This window comes from Sphingopyxis sp. BSNA05, assembly GCF_013265645.1.
Classification (GTDB): domain Bacteria; phylum Pseudomonadota; class Alphaproteobacteria; order Sphingomonadales; family Sphingomonadaceae; genus Parasphingorhabdus.
Genome location: NZ_PYIA01000053.1, coordinates 1 through 15,096 on the forward strand (window position 1 = coordinate 1; position 15,096 = coordinate 15,096).

A 15,096-nucleotide genomic window follows, 5' to 3' on the forward strand; every position below is an offset into this window, starting at 1 on the left:
CTGCGCACCGAGATACTGGAGCTGGGCGGGGAAGATCAGCTCTCCGCGCTGGCCGCCCGGCTGGCCGAGCACGAGCGGGTCCGCAAGGCCGATATGGGATCGATCAATCTCAACCAGGCGGTGATCCCGACAATCTTCCGGGTCGGGGAGAACCGCCTGTCGCTTTTCTCCGTCATCGCCCAGTTCGGATCGGTACAGGATATCAAGGCGGGCGAGACACGGATCGAACTGATGTTCCCGATGGATGCGGAGACGGTTCAGTTTTTCGAAAGATAGCGGTTGGCATGGTCCGCCCTCGATCGATAGGGTGCGGAAAGGGAGAATTTTATGCGAGCGATGAAATGGGTTTTGCTGCTGGGACTGTCGGGCCTTGCGGCCTGCGCACCGGTGGCTTCGGACGACAGCGCCGGCGGGTCCGGCGCTCGGGCGGCTGCCGCCGAGCAGGCCGCTGGCGATAGCGCAGCGCTTGCCGCCGCGCAGAAACAATTTCTCTCCTGGTTTGCCAATGTCGAACCGTTCCGGGTGATCGGCGATGCGGATCAGGGCGTCTATTTTGTCGGTACCGAGGGGCTGGGCATGTATTTCATCCCAACCGAGGAAGGCCATATCGTGATCGATGGCGGCATGCCGGGGCAGGGCGCCTATATTGCCGAGGCTATAAAGACGCTGGGCTATGATCCGGCCGATGTGAAAATCCTGCTCAACAGCCACGCCCATCTTGACCATAGCGGCGGTCTGGCCGAACTGAAGCAGCTGACCGGCGCGAGATTGCTGGCCAGCGAAGGCGACCGGTCGGCGCTGGAAGGCGGCTTCTATCTCGGCTCGGAGGACGATGCCTCGATGGGCGCGCCGCCGGTCAAGGTCGACCAGATCATCGCCGATGGCGAAGTCGTGAAGCTTGGCGAGGTCGCGCTCACCGCGCATCTGACGCCGGGCCACACCCGTGGGTGCACCTCATGGACGATGGATGTCGAACAGGGCGGCAAGAGCTACAAGACGCTGTTCTTCTGCTCCGCCTCGGTCGCCGCCAACCGGCTGGTGGGACCGCCCCAATATGAGGGCATCGTCGAGGATTATCGCAAGACGTTCGCGCTGACCAGGGACTGGAAACCCGACGTCTTTCTGTCCAACCATCCGCAATTTTTCGGCATGGCGGCCAAGCAGGAGAAGCTCGCGGCCGGAGATCCTCTGGCCTTCGTCGATGACAGCGAATTTCCCGCCTTCATCGCGAAAATGGAACAGGCGTTCGAAGCGGCGCTGGAAAAGCAGACGCTGAAATATAATGCGATCATGAGCGATTGAGGGAATAGACATGGCACAGGCAAAACAGCTGATCGAGACATTCTGGGAGCTTCAGAATGACAATGATTATAGCAAGCTGATCCCCCTGTTCGCCGATGATGCGGTGTTCGAAGACCCCGCGATCGGGCGGGTGGAAGGGATAGAAGCCATTTCCGCGCTGTTGCACCGGCTGACCAAGGAGCTGGCCGACAAGAAGATGCATTTTGAAGTGCTGGAAATTGCCGGCGACGAACATGTCGCCTGGTCGCGCTGGCTGTGGAAGCGCCCCGATGGCGATATCGAGGGCGTCGGCCTGTACAGGGTCGCCGATGGCAAGCTCACCTCCTACCGCGACTGTTACGCGGTGCCGGAGAGCTGATCAGCCTTCGTCGATCCACTCGCTGCGCAACGGCTTGGCGGCGAGCGCCATCAGCACGGCGGCAATCACATAGAAGGTCAGCGAGTAGAGCATCGAGTAGCGCAAGCCTTCCTCGCCGTAGTTCGGCATCAGCGCGTCGGACAGGGCGCCGAGGAAGAAGATCCCGCCGCCGATACCGATCAGATTGTTGATCAGCAGGAACAGCGCCGAAGCCGTCGCGCGCGCGTCGGCCGGAACCAGATGCTGGACCGCCGAGAGGACGGGGCCAAGCCAGAAATAGGCCAACGCCTGCGGGATCAGGAACAGGATGAAGGCGACGGTCGCCGAACCGCTCATGATTCCAGCGGCAAACAACGGCACTGCGAGCAGGAAGGCCGCTGCCGGTACCAGCCCATAAGCGGCCTTGTCCTTCCGCCCCAGCCAGTCACCGATCATGCCGCCGCCGAGCACACCGGCGACCCCGCCGATCAGCAGGATTGCGCCGAAGAACAGCGAGGTGTCGATCAGGCTGAGGCCAAAGCTGCGCTGCAGCAGGCTGGGCAGCCAGAAGGCGATGCCATAGCCGAGCATCGAACTGGAGGCCGCACCAAAGGCGAAGAACCAGAAGGCCTTCTTCTTTGCCAGCAGAACCACGGTCCCCTTGAAACTATAAGGCGCGACCGTCTGGTTGGCCGGTGCCGGAACCTTGACCTTGTCGCGCACAAAATATTTGAAGAACGGTGCGATCAAGACGCCCGCCAGCCCGACGACAAAAAAGGCTAGTCGCCAGTCTACGGTCGCCGCGATATAGCCGCCCGCGATCACCCCGGTGGCTGAGCCCAATGGAATGCCGAGCGAATAGATGGCCAGCGCCCGGGCCCGTTTCTCGCTCGGGAAATGGTCGGAGATCAGCGCGTAGGAAGGGGCCACGCCGCCCGCTTCGCCAATGCCGACGCCCAGCCGGGTCAGGAAGATCGACCAGAAACCCTGCGCCAGTCCGGTCAGCGCGGTAAAGCCGCTCCAGATTGCGAGCGAGATGGTGATCACCCAGCTGCGGCTGGTCTTGTCCGCCACCCATGCCAGCGGCACGGCCAGCGTCGAATAGAGCAGGGCAAAGGCAATGCCGCCGAGCAGCCCCATCTGGGTATCGCTCAACCCCAGATCGGCCTGGATCGGCCCGGCGAGGATCGCCAATATCTGGCGGTCGACGAAATTGAAAATATAGACCAGCAGCAACATGCCGAGCGCGATATTGGGAGAGGTTGTCCGGCTTTTCATGCTCTGCTGCCCTGCTGTTTACTGTCCAAATTCGGCGTAGAAGCGGTCGATCGCTGCCAGCGCAGCCGGCTCGTCCAGCATCGGGGTGTGACCGCGATTTTCGATATCCACGGCGCTGAAATGATCCGGATGCCGGCGTTCCATCTCGGTGACGGTAGCGGGGGAAAGTATGTCTGACAACGCGCCCCGGATGACCAGCACGGGCAGGGCGGACAGCGTGTCCCAAATGGGCCAGAGGTCCGGCGGAATGACGGTCTGCTCGCTGCCCGACAGACCATCGGAGATCGCCGGATCGTAGGCAAAGCGGATTTTGCCTTCCAAAGTCTCCTCGCAGGTGTGCCGCGCAAAGGCCATCCAGTCCTGCGCGCCATAGCCGATCATATTGTCGCTCTGGACCGCCTGACAATGATCGGCGGCTTGCTGCCAGCTGTCGAAAACTGCGGGTTGGCCGACATAGGTCTGGATCCGGGCGAGGCCGCTTGCTTCCACCGCCGGTCCGATATCGTTCAATATCAGGCTGCTGAAACGGTCAGGGGTCCTGGCCGCCATCATCATCGCCATCAGCCCGCCCATCGACGTGCCGATCATGCCCATGGTGCCGAGCGTCAGCCCGTCCACCAGCGCGAACATGTCCTCGACATAGACGGCGGGCGTGTAATTTCCCCGATCGGGATCATAGTCCGACCGTCCCCGACCGCGCTGGTCGGGGACAATCAGTTTATATTTGCCGGCCAGACGCCCGGCCAGCGCCTCGAAATCACCACTGTTACGGGTCAGGCCGTGCATCAGCAGCAGCGGCGGACCGTCCCCGTCATAGATGCGGGCATAGAGGTTCAACCGGTCGTCTGCGCTCCGGTAGCTATGGTCGGCATATGTCATCGGATCTGCCTGGGCGCTGGTCAGAATTTCACCCCGGCTGTGATAAAGACCTGACGCGGGTTGCCGTAAAAGGCAGTCAGCGTGCCCTCGGGGCCGAGCGTGCCAATCGGCTGCCCGTTGGCACCGGTCACGATCTCGCCGGTAACCGGATCGGCTGCGACAAAGGTATAGCCGGATGTCTTGTAGCGCTTGTTGGTCAGGTTCTTGCCGTGCAGTCCGATGCTCCAGCGCTTGTCGGGCGCGTTATAGACGAGATTGGCATCAAGCAGCGCAAAGCCCTTCTGGTCTATATAGGGATTGGCAATTTCGAACTGGTTGGTCTTGCTGCGATAGGACAGGGTGGTGCCGAAATAGATATCCCCGTCTCCCGCTGGCGTCGAATAGGACAATGTGCCGCTGGCGGTCCATTCCGGCGTGTTCTGGACCGAACGGAATTCCGCAACATCGGTGGGAACGCCGCCAATGTCGGTGATATATTCGTCATATTCGGCATCAATATAGCCCAGCGCGCCAGCAAACATCACGCGATCACCACCGGTCATCAGATCCTCGCCGAGCCGGGCGGACATTTCCAGTTCAATGCCTTTGAGCGTTGCCTTGCCGGCATTGTTGATCACACCGCAGAAAGAGGCGAAGCCGCCGATATTGCAGGCCACCGAGCCGGGAATCTGCACATCGGTATAATCCGTGTAGAAACCGGCAAGCGCAATGTTGAGCGCACCGTCGAGCAGGCTGCCCTTGTAGCCGACTTCATAGCTGTCGACCGATTCCGGCGCAAAGCTGAGGAAGGCCGCGATTTCGGCGTCGCTCGGGATGCCGTTGGCATTGGTTGTCGGTGCATTGACTCCGGCACCGCGCGGATCAAATCCGCCGCCCTTGAAGCCTTGCGAAAAGCTCGCGTAGATATTGTGATCCGGTGTCGGCTTGAAGCTCAGCGAGGCGCGCGGCGTGAATTTCTTGTAACTTTCGCTACCTTCGAAATCGGTGCCGGGTGCGCCAAAGGGAATTCCGGCCCCGCCAAAGGTTGGCGACCCGCCGCCAAGATAATTTTGCCGCAAGATATTAGCTGACCGTTCGTCCCATGTGTAGCGACCGCCCAGAGACAGGCTCAGTTGCTCGGTAAAATCATAGGTGAAATCGGCGAAAACCGCGTAGGTTTCGGTGTCGACATTGGCCTGGGTAAAACCGGTCAGACCGGCAAAGGTCGTGAACAGCCGCACATCAAACAATGTATCGGCCTTGGCATCGAGATAGTAAAAGCCGACCAGACCGTTGAGCTTGTCGCCTTCATAGAGCAGCTGGAATTCCTGACTGATTTGTTCGTTGCGGTAAAATCCGGGAACGTCGAGGTCGACCGCCGGAAGTGCGTCGAAATCGATTGGCGTGGCCGTGTCATCCTTGCGCCATGCGCTGATCGACCGCAGGGTCACGGTATCGCTGAGATTGGCCGTGATATTCATCGACAGGCCATAAGCCTCGATATCCTGGACCGGATCGTTGAGACCGCCGCGCGTGTCGAAGACATCGTCCAGGACCGGCGCTCCCGATACGGCTCCCGGGATCAGGCGGTGGCCGCCGCGCGGATTGCTCTTGTCCTTGGTATAGTCACCGGAAATCCGCACGAGCACGGGCTCGCCATAGCCACCCACTTCCAGAGTGCCGCGACCGGCCCAGATATCCTTGTTATAATTTTCCAGACCATTGGTCAGATTGTCGCCGAAACCGCCGCGCGACAGTCGCGCACCGGAGGCGCCGATGCGCACGAGGTCACCGATCGGCATGCTGGCGGTGACCACGGCTTCGGCCTGGTCATAAGTGCCATAGCTGACCCGCGCCTTGAACGACGGGTCTTGGGGCAGGCGCTTGGTTACATATTTGACGGCGCCGCCGATGGTATTGCGCCCATAGAGCGTGCCCTGTGGTCCTCGCAAGACCTCGATCCGCTCGACATCATAAATATCCAGCACAGCGGCTTGCGGCCGGTTGAGATAGACATCGTCGAGATAGATGCCGACACCCTGTTCGAAGCCGGAAACCGGATCCTGTTGACCGATGCCGCGAATGAAGGCGGAGAGGGTGGAGTTGGTGCCGCGCGAAGCTTCCAGCGTCGTGTTGGGCGTCGTCAAACCGATATCGGTAATGTCGACCGCCCCCTGCTGTTCAAGCTTCTCGGCGGAATAAGCGGTAATCGCGATCGGAACATCAACCAGCCGTTCGTCTCGGCGGCGGGCGGAGACGATGATGACATTGTCATCGGCGCCCTGTTCGGCCGATTCGGATGCCTGCGCGTGAACTGCGCCGGGAGCGACAAGGCCGCCCGCAAGACCGGTGACAATTGCTGCATAGCTAACGGTTTGATGAAATTTCATGAAAGCATCCTCCTTGAATATCTGCCTGGCATTTCCAGGTCGTTGGCCGCTCTATATTGAAAGTTGAACCATTATTCAACTTAGAAATTTGCTTATCCGGTAAAATGCGGTTAGCCGTGACATTATGGCCACTGAATATAGCGAACATACTGAGTCCAAAGACAAACAGCCGCGTACCGCGCGCGGGCTGAAGACCAAGCGCAAATTGCTCGACGCGGCGGCGCTGGAATTTGGCGAAAAGGGGTTCCACGAAGCCTCGATCACCGGGATTACCCAGCGGGCAGGCACCGCGCTCGGCAGCTTCTACACCTATTTCGATTCGAAGGACGAGCTGTTCAGCGCCCTGGTCAGGGATATGAGCGCGCGGGTGAAGAGCCATGCGGCGGGCGCGATGACCGAATGGCAGGACGCGCTGGAGCGGGAGAAGCAGGCGCTAGAGGCCTTCATGACCTTCGCGCGCGAGCATAAGGAAATCTACCGGATCATCGACGAAGCCGAATTTGTCGATCCGGCGAGCTACCGGTCACATTATGAAGAAACGGCAATGCGTATCTACGAACGGCTGCAGGAGGGCACCGCCGCCGGCGATTTTCGCGGCGGACTGGAGGAGGCCCATGCGTGGGCGATCATGGGGATGAACGTTTTCCTGGGCATGCGCTACGGGATCTGGTCGGAAGAAAAGTCACCCGGACAGATAGCCGAACTCGCCAACGGCATATTGGCGAAGGGCATCGCGAAGAAGGGCTAACCGTTGGCGGCGCGATAGCCGCACCGGCGAGGCGCTGAGCGCCGCCGGTGCGTTGCCGTTCCATTCGGCCTATTTCGCCATCCAGGCTTCAAGATTCTCGTGGAAATAGCGGACCCGCCGTTCCTGCCAGGCGAGATAGTCACGCTCGTAGCCGCGCGAGCGCAGACCGCGCTGCTGGACTTCCCAGACCTCGACATCCTGATCGATGCCCGGGCCCATCGAGACGTCCTCGACCGTGCCCTGGATGTGCGGTGCCGGCACGGAGGTGTCGACCCACTCGGCCATGCTCTGCGAATAATAGCGGTCGGTGCCTTCGGGGAAGAGCGTCATATACCACATGTCGAAATAGCATTTCTGCGGATCGCTCTCGTGCGGCCGGGCGCGCAGCCAGATATTGCCGTCCGGCTTCAGGCTGAAGGACAGGTTCGGGAAGATCGTGTAATGCCAGTGATCGGTCAGCTGCGAGTCCTGATAGGCGGAGAAGTCAAAGCCTTTCTCCGCGCCCAGTTCGCGCTTGGCCTTCTGTAACGCCAGCCGGATCTCGCCGGTCTTGCCCTGCCGGTAATCATCGGGATTGAGGCCCCAGAATTCCAGTTCCTCGGCCAGTTGCTCCAATGTTTCCTTTTCGCCGCCGCGCAGATTCTTGGTCGGTCCGGCGCCGGGCATGATCATATGCGCATGACCTTCCGGATAGAGATCGAATTTGCAGTGATGGTGGGAATATTCCATCACGAACTTCGTCTGCGGATGGACGAAGGGCACGTGATAGCTTTCGTTGAAATTGTCCTGGATCAGCTTCCAGTTGAAATTGCCCTCGACGGTGACCCAGTGGGTCCGCTTCATCTTGTCCATCGGATAGGTTTCGATCTGCTCGGCAATCGGTCCGAGATATTCGCGCAGGCCAACGGCATTCTCGTCCATGTTGATCCAGATGAATCCGGCCCAGACCGTGCACTGCACAGGCTTGAGATTGAGCTTGCCGCAGGGAGAGCCCTGCAGGAAGTCGGCTTCGTCGGGCACCGCTTTCAGATTGCCGGTAAATTCATAGGCCCAGCCATGATAGGGGCAGGTCAGTCTCTTGCCCCGGGCATTGCCCTGTTCGCCGGTCACCAGCGGCATGCCGCGGTGCTGGCAGACATTGTAAAAGGCCCGGGTCTCGCCATCCTCGCCGAGGATGCAAACAATGGTTTCCGGCCCGAAATCGGCGGTGATCCAGTCCCCGGCCTTTTGCAGCTGGTCGGCGACACCGGCAATCTGCCAGGTCTTGGTCCAGATCGTGTCCCATTCCTTGTCGGCCCATTCCTGCGAATAATAGCGGTCAGGCGTAATCGGCGTGTTGCGGAACTCGGGATCGCGCAATTTTTCGGTCGCGGCCTTCAGCGAGGCGGCGGAGCGGTCTGCAGTGACGACATCGGACATGGTGCTATCTCCTAAAATATTCCTGTTCTGGACTTATAATATCATATGCGGGCTATCGGGCGAAATGGGCGTAGGACGGATCCTCCTCGCCGCGGACGCCGAAACTGTAATCGGGCATGTTGGCGCGGTCCCAGATATCGGTCGAAGGGCTGATGCTGCTCCAGTCGTAGACCGCGCCGCGATGGGCCATGCGCCATTCACCGTCCCGCCGTTCGAAACGGTCGAGATAGCGGCCGGCGGCAATCATGAAATTGTCGCTGCCATCCTCGGCCGGGATCGCGTGATGGGCGATGAAATAGCTTTCGCCATAAGCGGTGTCACCGTCCAGCTTGATCAGGACATTGCCGATCATATGCTGGGTGCGGTGCATGCCCGACAGGACCTCCATCACCCAGGGGGTGAAATCTTTCGCGCTGCCCTTGTAGCTGCCGTGATCATCTGTCGCATCGGGATGGAACAGCTCGTCGACGAGCCCGGCGTCGCAGCGGTCGATCGCCCGCGCCATGCGATGCACCAGCTCGGTGCAGTCCTGCTTGTCGAGCATGTCGGAGATGCGCTGCTCGCGCGAGGGCGCTGCTCGCGTTTCGGCTGAAGTCATGTTCCAGTCTCCTCTTTTAACGGCATGGCGACCCGCAAGGACCGCCATGCCTTTGTCCGCGTGCCGTTTAGAAGCGTATCGTGCCCTGCAGGGTCACCGTCCGCGGGAAGGCGCCATAGCCGATATTGTCGCCCGGTATCGCCGCCGCGGTTCCGGTTCCCGAGCCGGTGGAAGGCGCTGTGCCACCGCCGGTGAAGTAGAATTTGTTGGTCAGATTCTTGCCGATCAGGGCCAGTTGCCAGCGGTCGTCCGCCGCGCCGATCCGGATACCTGCATCCAGTATGGCGTAAGAGGACTGGGTGGTGCCCGGATCACCGAAACTCGACGCGATATAGGAGTCGCTATAGCGCATATCGACATTGGTGCCGAATTTCAGATCGGACGACACTTCGGTCTCGTAGGAGACACCGATGGTGCCGGTCCAGTCCGGCGCCGCCGATGTGGGCGAGCCGCTGAGGTCCTGCGATGGCACGCCGCCGACCACCAGCGAGCAACCCGCAGCGATCGACTGGCCACCATAGCAAGGCGCAATGAAGTCCTCGTAGCGCGCCTCATTATAGTTCAGATTGCCGCGCAGACGGAGGCCAGGTATTGAATAGGGCGCATATTCCAGCTCCAGCTCGACACCCTCGCTGCGCGCGCTGCCTGCGTTGTAGGTGATATAGGCGAAGATCGCGCTGTTGAAGAAATCGACCTGCAGATCGGTATATTTATAATTATAATAGGTCAGATTGGCCTGCAGCTGATTGTCGGCCAGATTGGACTTGATGCCGACTTCATAACCCTTACCCTTTTCCGGGTTGAAGGTCAGATCGCCTTCCGGATCGGGAGACAGGGCCGAGTTGATCGCGCTGTTCGAGAAACCACCCGATTTGTAGGCGACGCGATAGGCGCCGTAGAGCATGATATCGTCGCTCGGCTTCCACCGCAGGGTGAAGTCGGGGGACCAGTCGTTGAACGTCTGGTCGCCGTAGATTGTGCCGTTCACCGCAGCGCTCTCGGGCAGGAACAATCCCTGCAGACCGGTGTTGACATAAGGCTGGGTGAAGCTGCTTTCCTTGGTCTCGTGAATATAGCGGACGCCGCCCGTGGCCTCCAGCGTCGGCGTGATCTGCCACATCACCTGACCATAAGCCGACAGGGTCTCGCCCTCGGTCTCCGACTCCTTGGAATAGGCGATATAGCGGTTCTGCGCCGAAGCGGTCGAATCTTCGAGATTGGCGAACATCACCGCCTGATAGAAATTCCGCTTGGTGCTTTGATACAGACCGCCGATCATCAGATTTACCGGTGCGTCAAAATCGGTGAGCGCCCGCAATTCCTGGCTGAACGCATTATAGCTGGCATTTTCCGTTGCCCAGACGCCGGCGCTCAGAAAGTCGCAGTCGCAGGCGAATTTGTTGTTGTTCCAGTTGTAATTGGTGATCGAGCTGATCGTCACATTGTCGAGCGCATATTCCAGCGATCCGGTCGCTGCCCAGCTCTTATATTTATTGTAGAGCGCGCCGTCATCGCGGGCGAAGGGATAGTCCTGCGCAATATCGAGGGGAAAATCATTCTGGTGGGTGACGAAGCCGCCGTCGCAGGGATAATTGGGGGCATTGGTGGTCTGGCCGGTGACGCAATTGGTCGCCACATAGTTCCAGCCATTGCCGACCGTGCGATTATAGCTGCCGGAGACCTTGAGCTTTGCGGTCAGGCGGTCGTCCGGTTCATATTTCAATGTCACCCGCCCGATCAGCTCGCGCTCCTGCGGTGCTTCCGTTGCCGCTGGTGCAGCCGTGTGCGGGTTGGTGTCGCCGGTGGCAACATCCAGCGTCGGATAGTCGATGGTCTGCTGCCGGTTGGTATAATAGCCACCCCACATGCGCGAACCGCGGACGGCCACCCGCACGCCCAGAGTGTCGGTCAGCGGTTCCGAGATGATCGCTTCGGCAAAGGCGCGTTCGGCGGCAAATTCATAACCGACACGGCCGATATATTCCGGATCGAGTCCCGGATCGGCAGTGGTCAGCGAAATCACCCCGGCGGTCGCGTTCTTGCCGAAGAAGAGCGATTGCGGGCCTTTCAGCACTTCGACCCGGGCGAGATCGAAAAAGCCCTCGTTGATGATCCGGCCCTGGCCATAATAGACGCTGTCGACGACGATCGCGACCGACTGTTCGATCCCGATCGAGGTGGCCGACGAACCGATCCCGCGCAGGGTCAGCTGCGCGCCGGCGCCATTGGATGCGCGGGCGATGGTAAAATTGGGAGTCGCTGCAGCGATTTTCTCCAGGCTGCTCAGATCACGTTGCTGGATTTCCTCGGCGGTGATCGCCTGCACCGACACCGGGATCGACTGCACCGTTTCCTCGCGCCGACGGGCGGTCACGACGATCGCCTGCAATCCGCCGGACTGTTCGCGGATGTCCGCTTCGGGCGACTCGGGCGAGTCGACGGCGGCCTGACTCAATATTGACGGGGCCAGGCTGTAGCCCGGCGCATCGGCCTGTGCATAAGCGGCTGTCGGCGCGGCCAGCATGGCGGCCACAATGGATGTTCCGTAAAGTAAATCTGTACGCAAAGCGGTCTTCGCCATTCCGTTATCCCTCCTAATTTTCCAGTGCGCTTTTGCGCTTTTCGGAAAGGTATCGGACTGTAAATATTTTGCGCCTAGCAAAAATGCCCTAACAAAATAAAGAGCCTATAAGCCGGACAAAAGACCGCCGCGGTTACTTGCTCGAATAGATGAGCACTATTATTGTTGATAGGGGCGGTACTGGAGAATTCGAAGTGGAATGCCGAGGCTTCCGGCCGTCGCGAGGACAGGTCGAGCGGCTGGCACAAGTTGTCGCTTGTTTGTCAGACGGAGAGGGTCATTGAAAAATTGGTGCACCCGAGAGGATTCGAACCTCTGGCCTCTGCCTTCGGAGTGCAGAGAACATGGTCATCAGCGGTCACGAATGCACATTATCATCATTGAAAATAACAATAATTGTTCAGTCTTGTTCATTCCTGTCCGATAATGTATTCCATACTAGTTACATACTTTTGGATAGGCGACTGGATATGAAATGTGATTTAAGCAGGGTTGGTGAGCGAGAACGGCTTAAGGCGCAGCGGGAACCTCACTGGCAACGGCTGAGGGCCGGTTGCTTTCTCGGCTTCCGACCATCCAAGCGGGGCGGGGCAGGAACTTGGATTGCCCGCGTCTATGATGAGGACTCCAACAAGTATCGCGTCAAATCGCTAGGCGATTTCGGTGCGCTCACTGGTAATGCGAGATTTGCAGCCGCCAAAAAGGAGGCGGAGGCTGTTGCAGAACGGGTAGAAGCGGGCGGCGAAATACGGGCCAAGGTGGAAACCGTTGCCGATGCTTGCCGATCCTATGCCGATAGCAGACCGGAAGCCGAGCAACGCTTTAAGCGTTATGTCTATGGCGATGAGCTAGGCAAGGTGAAGCTGGAAAAGTTGCGCAAGCGCCATGTTGCCGAATGGCGCAAGCGGCTGGAAGAAACTCCCTCATTGGTTAGCCGGAGCAAAAAGGGTGAACGGATTGTGCGCGAACGTGCGGCCTCCACCGTCAATCGCGATATGGCAGTTTTAAGAGCCGCATTGGCTAAGGTTCTGTCACCCGGTACACCAAATACAGAGGCGGCATGGCAAGAGGCATTGAAGTCAATTCCCAATGCAAATGGACAGCGCACCCTGTACCTAGATCGCAACCAGAGGCGGAAATTGCTCGATCATATTGATATGGAAGCCGCGCCCTTTGTCCGTGCGCTATGCCTGCTACCGCTTCGTCCGGGAGCAATGGCCACCCTTGCGGCTGGAGACTTCGACAAGCGCACCAATGAACTGACTATCGGCAAGGATAAGAACGGCAAACCGCGTCGCATTGAGGTGCCAATCGACGCGGCAAAGCTGCTAGCGGCGCAAGCATCCGACAAATTGCCCAATGCCCCTCTTTTCATGCGCGCCAATGGCAAGTCGTGGAACAAGGAAAGCTGGAAATTGCCAATTGGGGCAGGAGTTGTAGCAGCTGGCCTGCCAAGCGATGCAACAGCCTATACCCTGCGGCATAGCACAATCACCGATCTGGTGAGGGCAGGGCTTCCCTTGCTGACCATTGCGCAAATTTCAGGCACTAGCGTGCAAATGATTGAGCGGCACTATGGTCACCTTGGCAGCGATGCGGCAGTAAAGGCACTCAGCGCACTGGCGCTTTGAGGGAGCGGGAAGGGCAATCTCCAGAACCGCAAACGGCTGCTATCAGCGCGATAATTACTGATGCAGTTTTTCGACTGCGCGAAGCCAATATGTAGATTTGCACACTAAGCTTGCCGATTGCTTGTTTGGACTGCTAAATCATTCCCTTCAATAGGGGAAAACTATGCGGCTCGGCTGGGATGAAATAAAGAGGCGCGCCAAGGACTTTAGCGAAGATTGGAAAGATGCCCATTACGAAAAGGGCGAAACCCAGAGCTTTTACAACGACTTTTTCGAGATTTTCGGCATCAAGCGGCGGCAAGTCGCGGTCTATGAACAAATGGTCAAGGGGCTAGACGCCAACCGACGCGGCTTTATGGACCTGTATTGGCCCGGCACGCTGATCATCGAACAGAAAAGCGCGGGCAAGAATTTGCTGGCCGCGCAGATGCAGGCAAGCGAATATTTCAACTGGCTGCCGGAACGGGACCAGCCGCAATTCATCCTAACGTGCGATTTCCAGCGGTGGAATCTGATCGATCTGGACAATGACGGGGCGGAACTCAGCTTTCACCTGAAAGACCTGCATAGGCACGTTACGGCGTTTGATTTCATGCTGGGCCGCAAAGTCAGTTTTGAAACACAGGCTTCCGTCACCATCAAAGCCGCTGAATTGATGGGCAAGCTGCATGATGCGCTGGAGGAATCCGGCTATACTGGTCATGAACTGGAACAATTTCTGGTCCGTATGCTGTTCTGCCTGTTTGCCGACAATACCGGAATTTTCCAGCCGAAAGACATTTTCCTGCAATTGCTGGAAAACGATACCAAGGCCGACGGCAGCGACGCGGGCAATGTCTTAAGCGAATTATTTGATATTCTTGATACGCCGGAAGGCGAGCGGCTGGCAGGCACGGCGGCAGAACTCGACGCCTTCCCCTATGTCAACGGTCAATTGTTTAGCGGGCGGCTGCGCATACCGAAATTTGACGCGACAATGCGCGGTCATCTGATCGACGCCTGTCGCCATGACTGGTCTGGCGTATCACCGGCAATATTCGGTTCGCTGTTTCAATCGGTCATGGATGCCAAGCAGCGCCGCGCCAAGGGCGCGCATTACACGACCGAGGCAAATATCCTGAAAGTCATAGGCCCGCTGTTCCTGGACGGTCTAAAAGCCGAATTGGCGGCAATCATCCAGCGGCGCACGGGCCGCGATAAGGAACTGGCAAAGTTTCAGGATAGATTGACCCGATTGACGTTTTTGATCCGGCGTGCGGTTGCGGCAATTTTCTGGTTATTGCCTATCGTGAAATCCGGCGGCTGGAGCTGGAATGTCTGAAAGCACAATATGGCGACCAACAGATTGATGCGGCGTTGATGTCCCGTGTCACTGTCGATCAATTTTACGGCATTGAATTTGAGGAATTTCCGGCGCGGATTGCGGAAGTCGCCATGTGGATGATGGACCATATCGCCAACAATGAAATCAATCAGGCGTTCCGGCTGAACTATGCGCGCATCCCGCTGAAAGATTCTGCGCATATCCTGCATGGCGATGCGCTGGAAGCCGACTGGGCCGCATTGCTTCCGCCGGAAAAATGCAGCTATATCATGGGCAACCCACCATTGTGGGGTTTGTGTGGAGAAGTGAGGCGCAGCAAAAGCAATTTACCCGAATAGTTTCAGCATATGGCGTCAAGAGTAGCAGGCTCGATTATGTGGCGGCGTGGTTTATCAAATCGGGGGAATATTTTCAAAAGAACAAGCGCGTCCAGGCCGCATTTGTGGCGACCAATTCTATTACACAAGGCGAGCAAGTGTCGCAGCTCTGGCCTATACTGTTTGACCGGCACGGGCTGGAGATTGCCTTCGCCCACCGCACCTTTTCTTGGGGCAGCGAAGCGCGAGGCAAGGCTCATGTCCATGTTGTGATAATCGGCTTCGTGCACCGCGACCATGAAGCTACCGAAAA

General features: G+C 58.5%; 12 protein-coding genes, 1 tRNA gene and 1 pseudogene. 7 read left to right on the forward strand and 7 right to left on the reverse strand.

Annotation, left to right across the window (positions count from 1 at the left end):
* From C8024_RS05700 to C8024_RS05710, 3 genes are all read left to right on the forward strand, one after another.
* Positions 1 to 276, forward strand: a 276-nt coding sequence (locus C8024_RS05700) for a hypothetical protein (RefSeq protein WP_217272015.1), incomplete at its 5' end; no start/stop codon positions are given.
* A 51-nt stretch (positions 277 to 327) separates the two neighbouring features.
* On the forward strand, positions 328 to 1,302 hold the full coding sequence (gene bla, locus C8024_RS05705) for a subclass B3 metallo-beta-lactamase (protein ID WP_217272016.1): 975 nt from the start codon (positions 328 to 330) through the stop codon (positions 1,300 to 1,302).
* A 10-nt stretch (positions 1,303 to 1,312) separates the two neighbouring features.
* A complete protein-coding gene (locus tag C8024_RS05710) occupies positions 1,313 to 1,660 on the forward strand; it encodes a nuclear transport factor 2 family protein (RefSeq protein ID WP_173203397.1) in 348 nt (115 codons plus the stop codon).
* Here the strand turns inward: C8024_RS05710 and C8024_RS05715 are convergent, their stop codons facing one another.
* The 3 genes from C8024_RS05715 to C8024_RS05725 are packed head-to-tail and all read right to left on the reverse strand — an operon-like array spanning position 1,661 to position 6,165.
* Positions 1,661 to 2,917, reverse strand: a complete 1,257-nt coding sequence (locus tag C8024_RS05715; RefSeq protein ID WP_173203399.1) for an MFS transporter — start codon at positions 2,915 to 2,917, stop codon at positions 1,661 to 1,663. It abuts the gene before it with no gap.
* An 18-nt stretch (positions 2,918 to 2,935) separates the two neighbouring features.
* Entirely contained in the window at positions 2,936 to 3,796 is an 861-nt protein-coding gene (locus tag C8024_RS05720; protein ID WP_173203401.1) for an alpha/beta fold hydrolase, read from the reverse strand.
* Positions 3,797 to 3,816: 20 nt separating this feature from the next.
* Positions 3,817 to 6,165: a TonB-dependent receptor gene (locus C8024_RS05725; protein WP_173203403.1), complete on the reverse strand. Its 2,349-nt coding sequence runs from the start codon at positions 6,163 to 6,165 to the stop codon at positions 3,817 to 3,819.
* A 124-nt stretch (positions 6,166 to 6,289) separates the two neighbouring features.
* Between C8024_RS05725 and C8024_RS05730 the strand changes: the two genes are divergently transcribed.
* Positions 6,290 to 6,913: a TetR/AcrR family transcriptional regulator gene (locus C8024_RS05730; protein ID WP_173203405.1), complete on the forward strand. Its 624-nt coding sequence runs from the start codon at positions 6,290 to 6,292 to the stop codon at positions 6,911 to 6,913.
* A gap of 69 nt (positions 6,914 to 6,982) precedes the next feature.
* Here C8024_RS05730 and C8024_RS05735 read toward each other — a convergent pair whose 3' ends face one another.
* The 4 genes from C8024_RS05735 to C8024_RS05750 all read right to left on the reverse strand — a co-directional run bounded on the left by C8024_RS05735 (position 6,983) and on the right by C8024_RS05750 (position 11,879).
* Positions 6,983 to 8,332 (reverse strand): aromatic ring-hydroxylating dioxygenase subunit alpha, encoded by a 1,350-nt coding sequence (locus C8024_RS05735; RefSeq protein ID WP_100093581.1) that lies wholly within the window; start codon positions 8,330 to 8,332, stop codon positions 6,983 to 6,985.
* Positions 8,333 to 8,384: 52 nt separating this feature from the next.
* Positions 8,385 to 8,930, reverse strand: a complete 546-nt coding sequence (locus tag C8024_RS05740; RefSeq protein ID WP_173203407.1) for a nuclear transport factor 2 family protein — start codon at positions 8,928 to 8,930, stop codon at positions 8,385 to 8,387.
* A 67-nt stretch (positions 8,931 to 8,997) separates the two neighbouring features.
* Positions 8,998 to 11,511: a TonB-dependent receptor gene (locus C8024_RS05745; protein ID WP_254305608.1), complete on the reverse strand. Its 2,514-nt coding sequence runs from the start codon at positions 11,509 to 11,511 to the stop codon at positions 8,998 to 9,000.
* A 289-nt stretch (positions 11,512 to 11,800) separates the two neighbouring features.
* A tRNA-OTHER gene (locus C8024_RS05750) sits at positions 11,801 to 11,879 on the reverse strand.
* Between C8024_RS05750 and C8024_RS05755 the strand changes: the two genes are divergently transcribed.
* The 3 genes and pseudogenes from C8024_RS05755 to C8024_RS23000 form a co-directional block, all read left to right on the forward strand.
* Positions 11,856 to 13,142 (forward strand): tyrosine-type recombinase/integrase, encoded by a 1,287-nt coding sequence (locus C8024_RS05755; protein WP_367947177.1) that lies wholly within the window; start codon positions 11,856 to 11,858, stop codon positions 13,140 to 13,142. The genes C8024_RS05750 and C8024_RS05755 overlap by 24 nt on opposite strands.
* 163 nt (positions 13,143 to 13,305) lie before the next feature.
* Positions 13,306 to 14,463 carry a type IIL restriction-modification enzyme MmeI gene (locus C8024_RS20005; RefSeq protein ID WP_217272017.1) on the forward strand — a complete coding sequence of 386 codons (1,158 nt, stop codon included), beginning with the start codon at positions 13,306 to 13,308 and terminating at the stop codon, positions 14,461 to 14,463.
* A pseudogene (locus C8024_RS23000) lies at positions 14,421 to 15,096 on the forward strand (DNA methyltransferase); the annotation flags it as partial. The gene C8024_RS20005 and the pseudogene C8024_RS23000, both read left to right, overlap by 43 nt.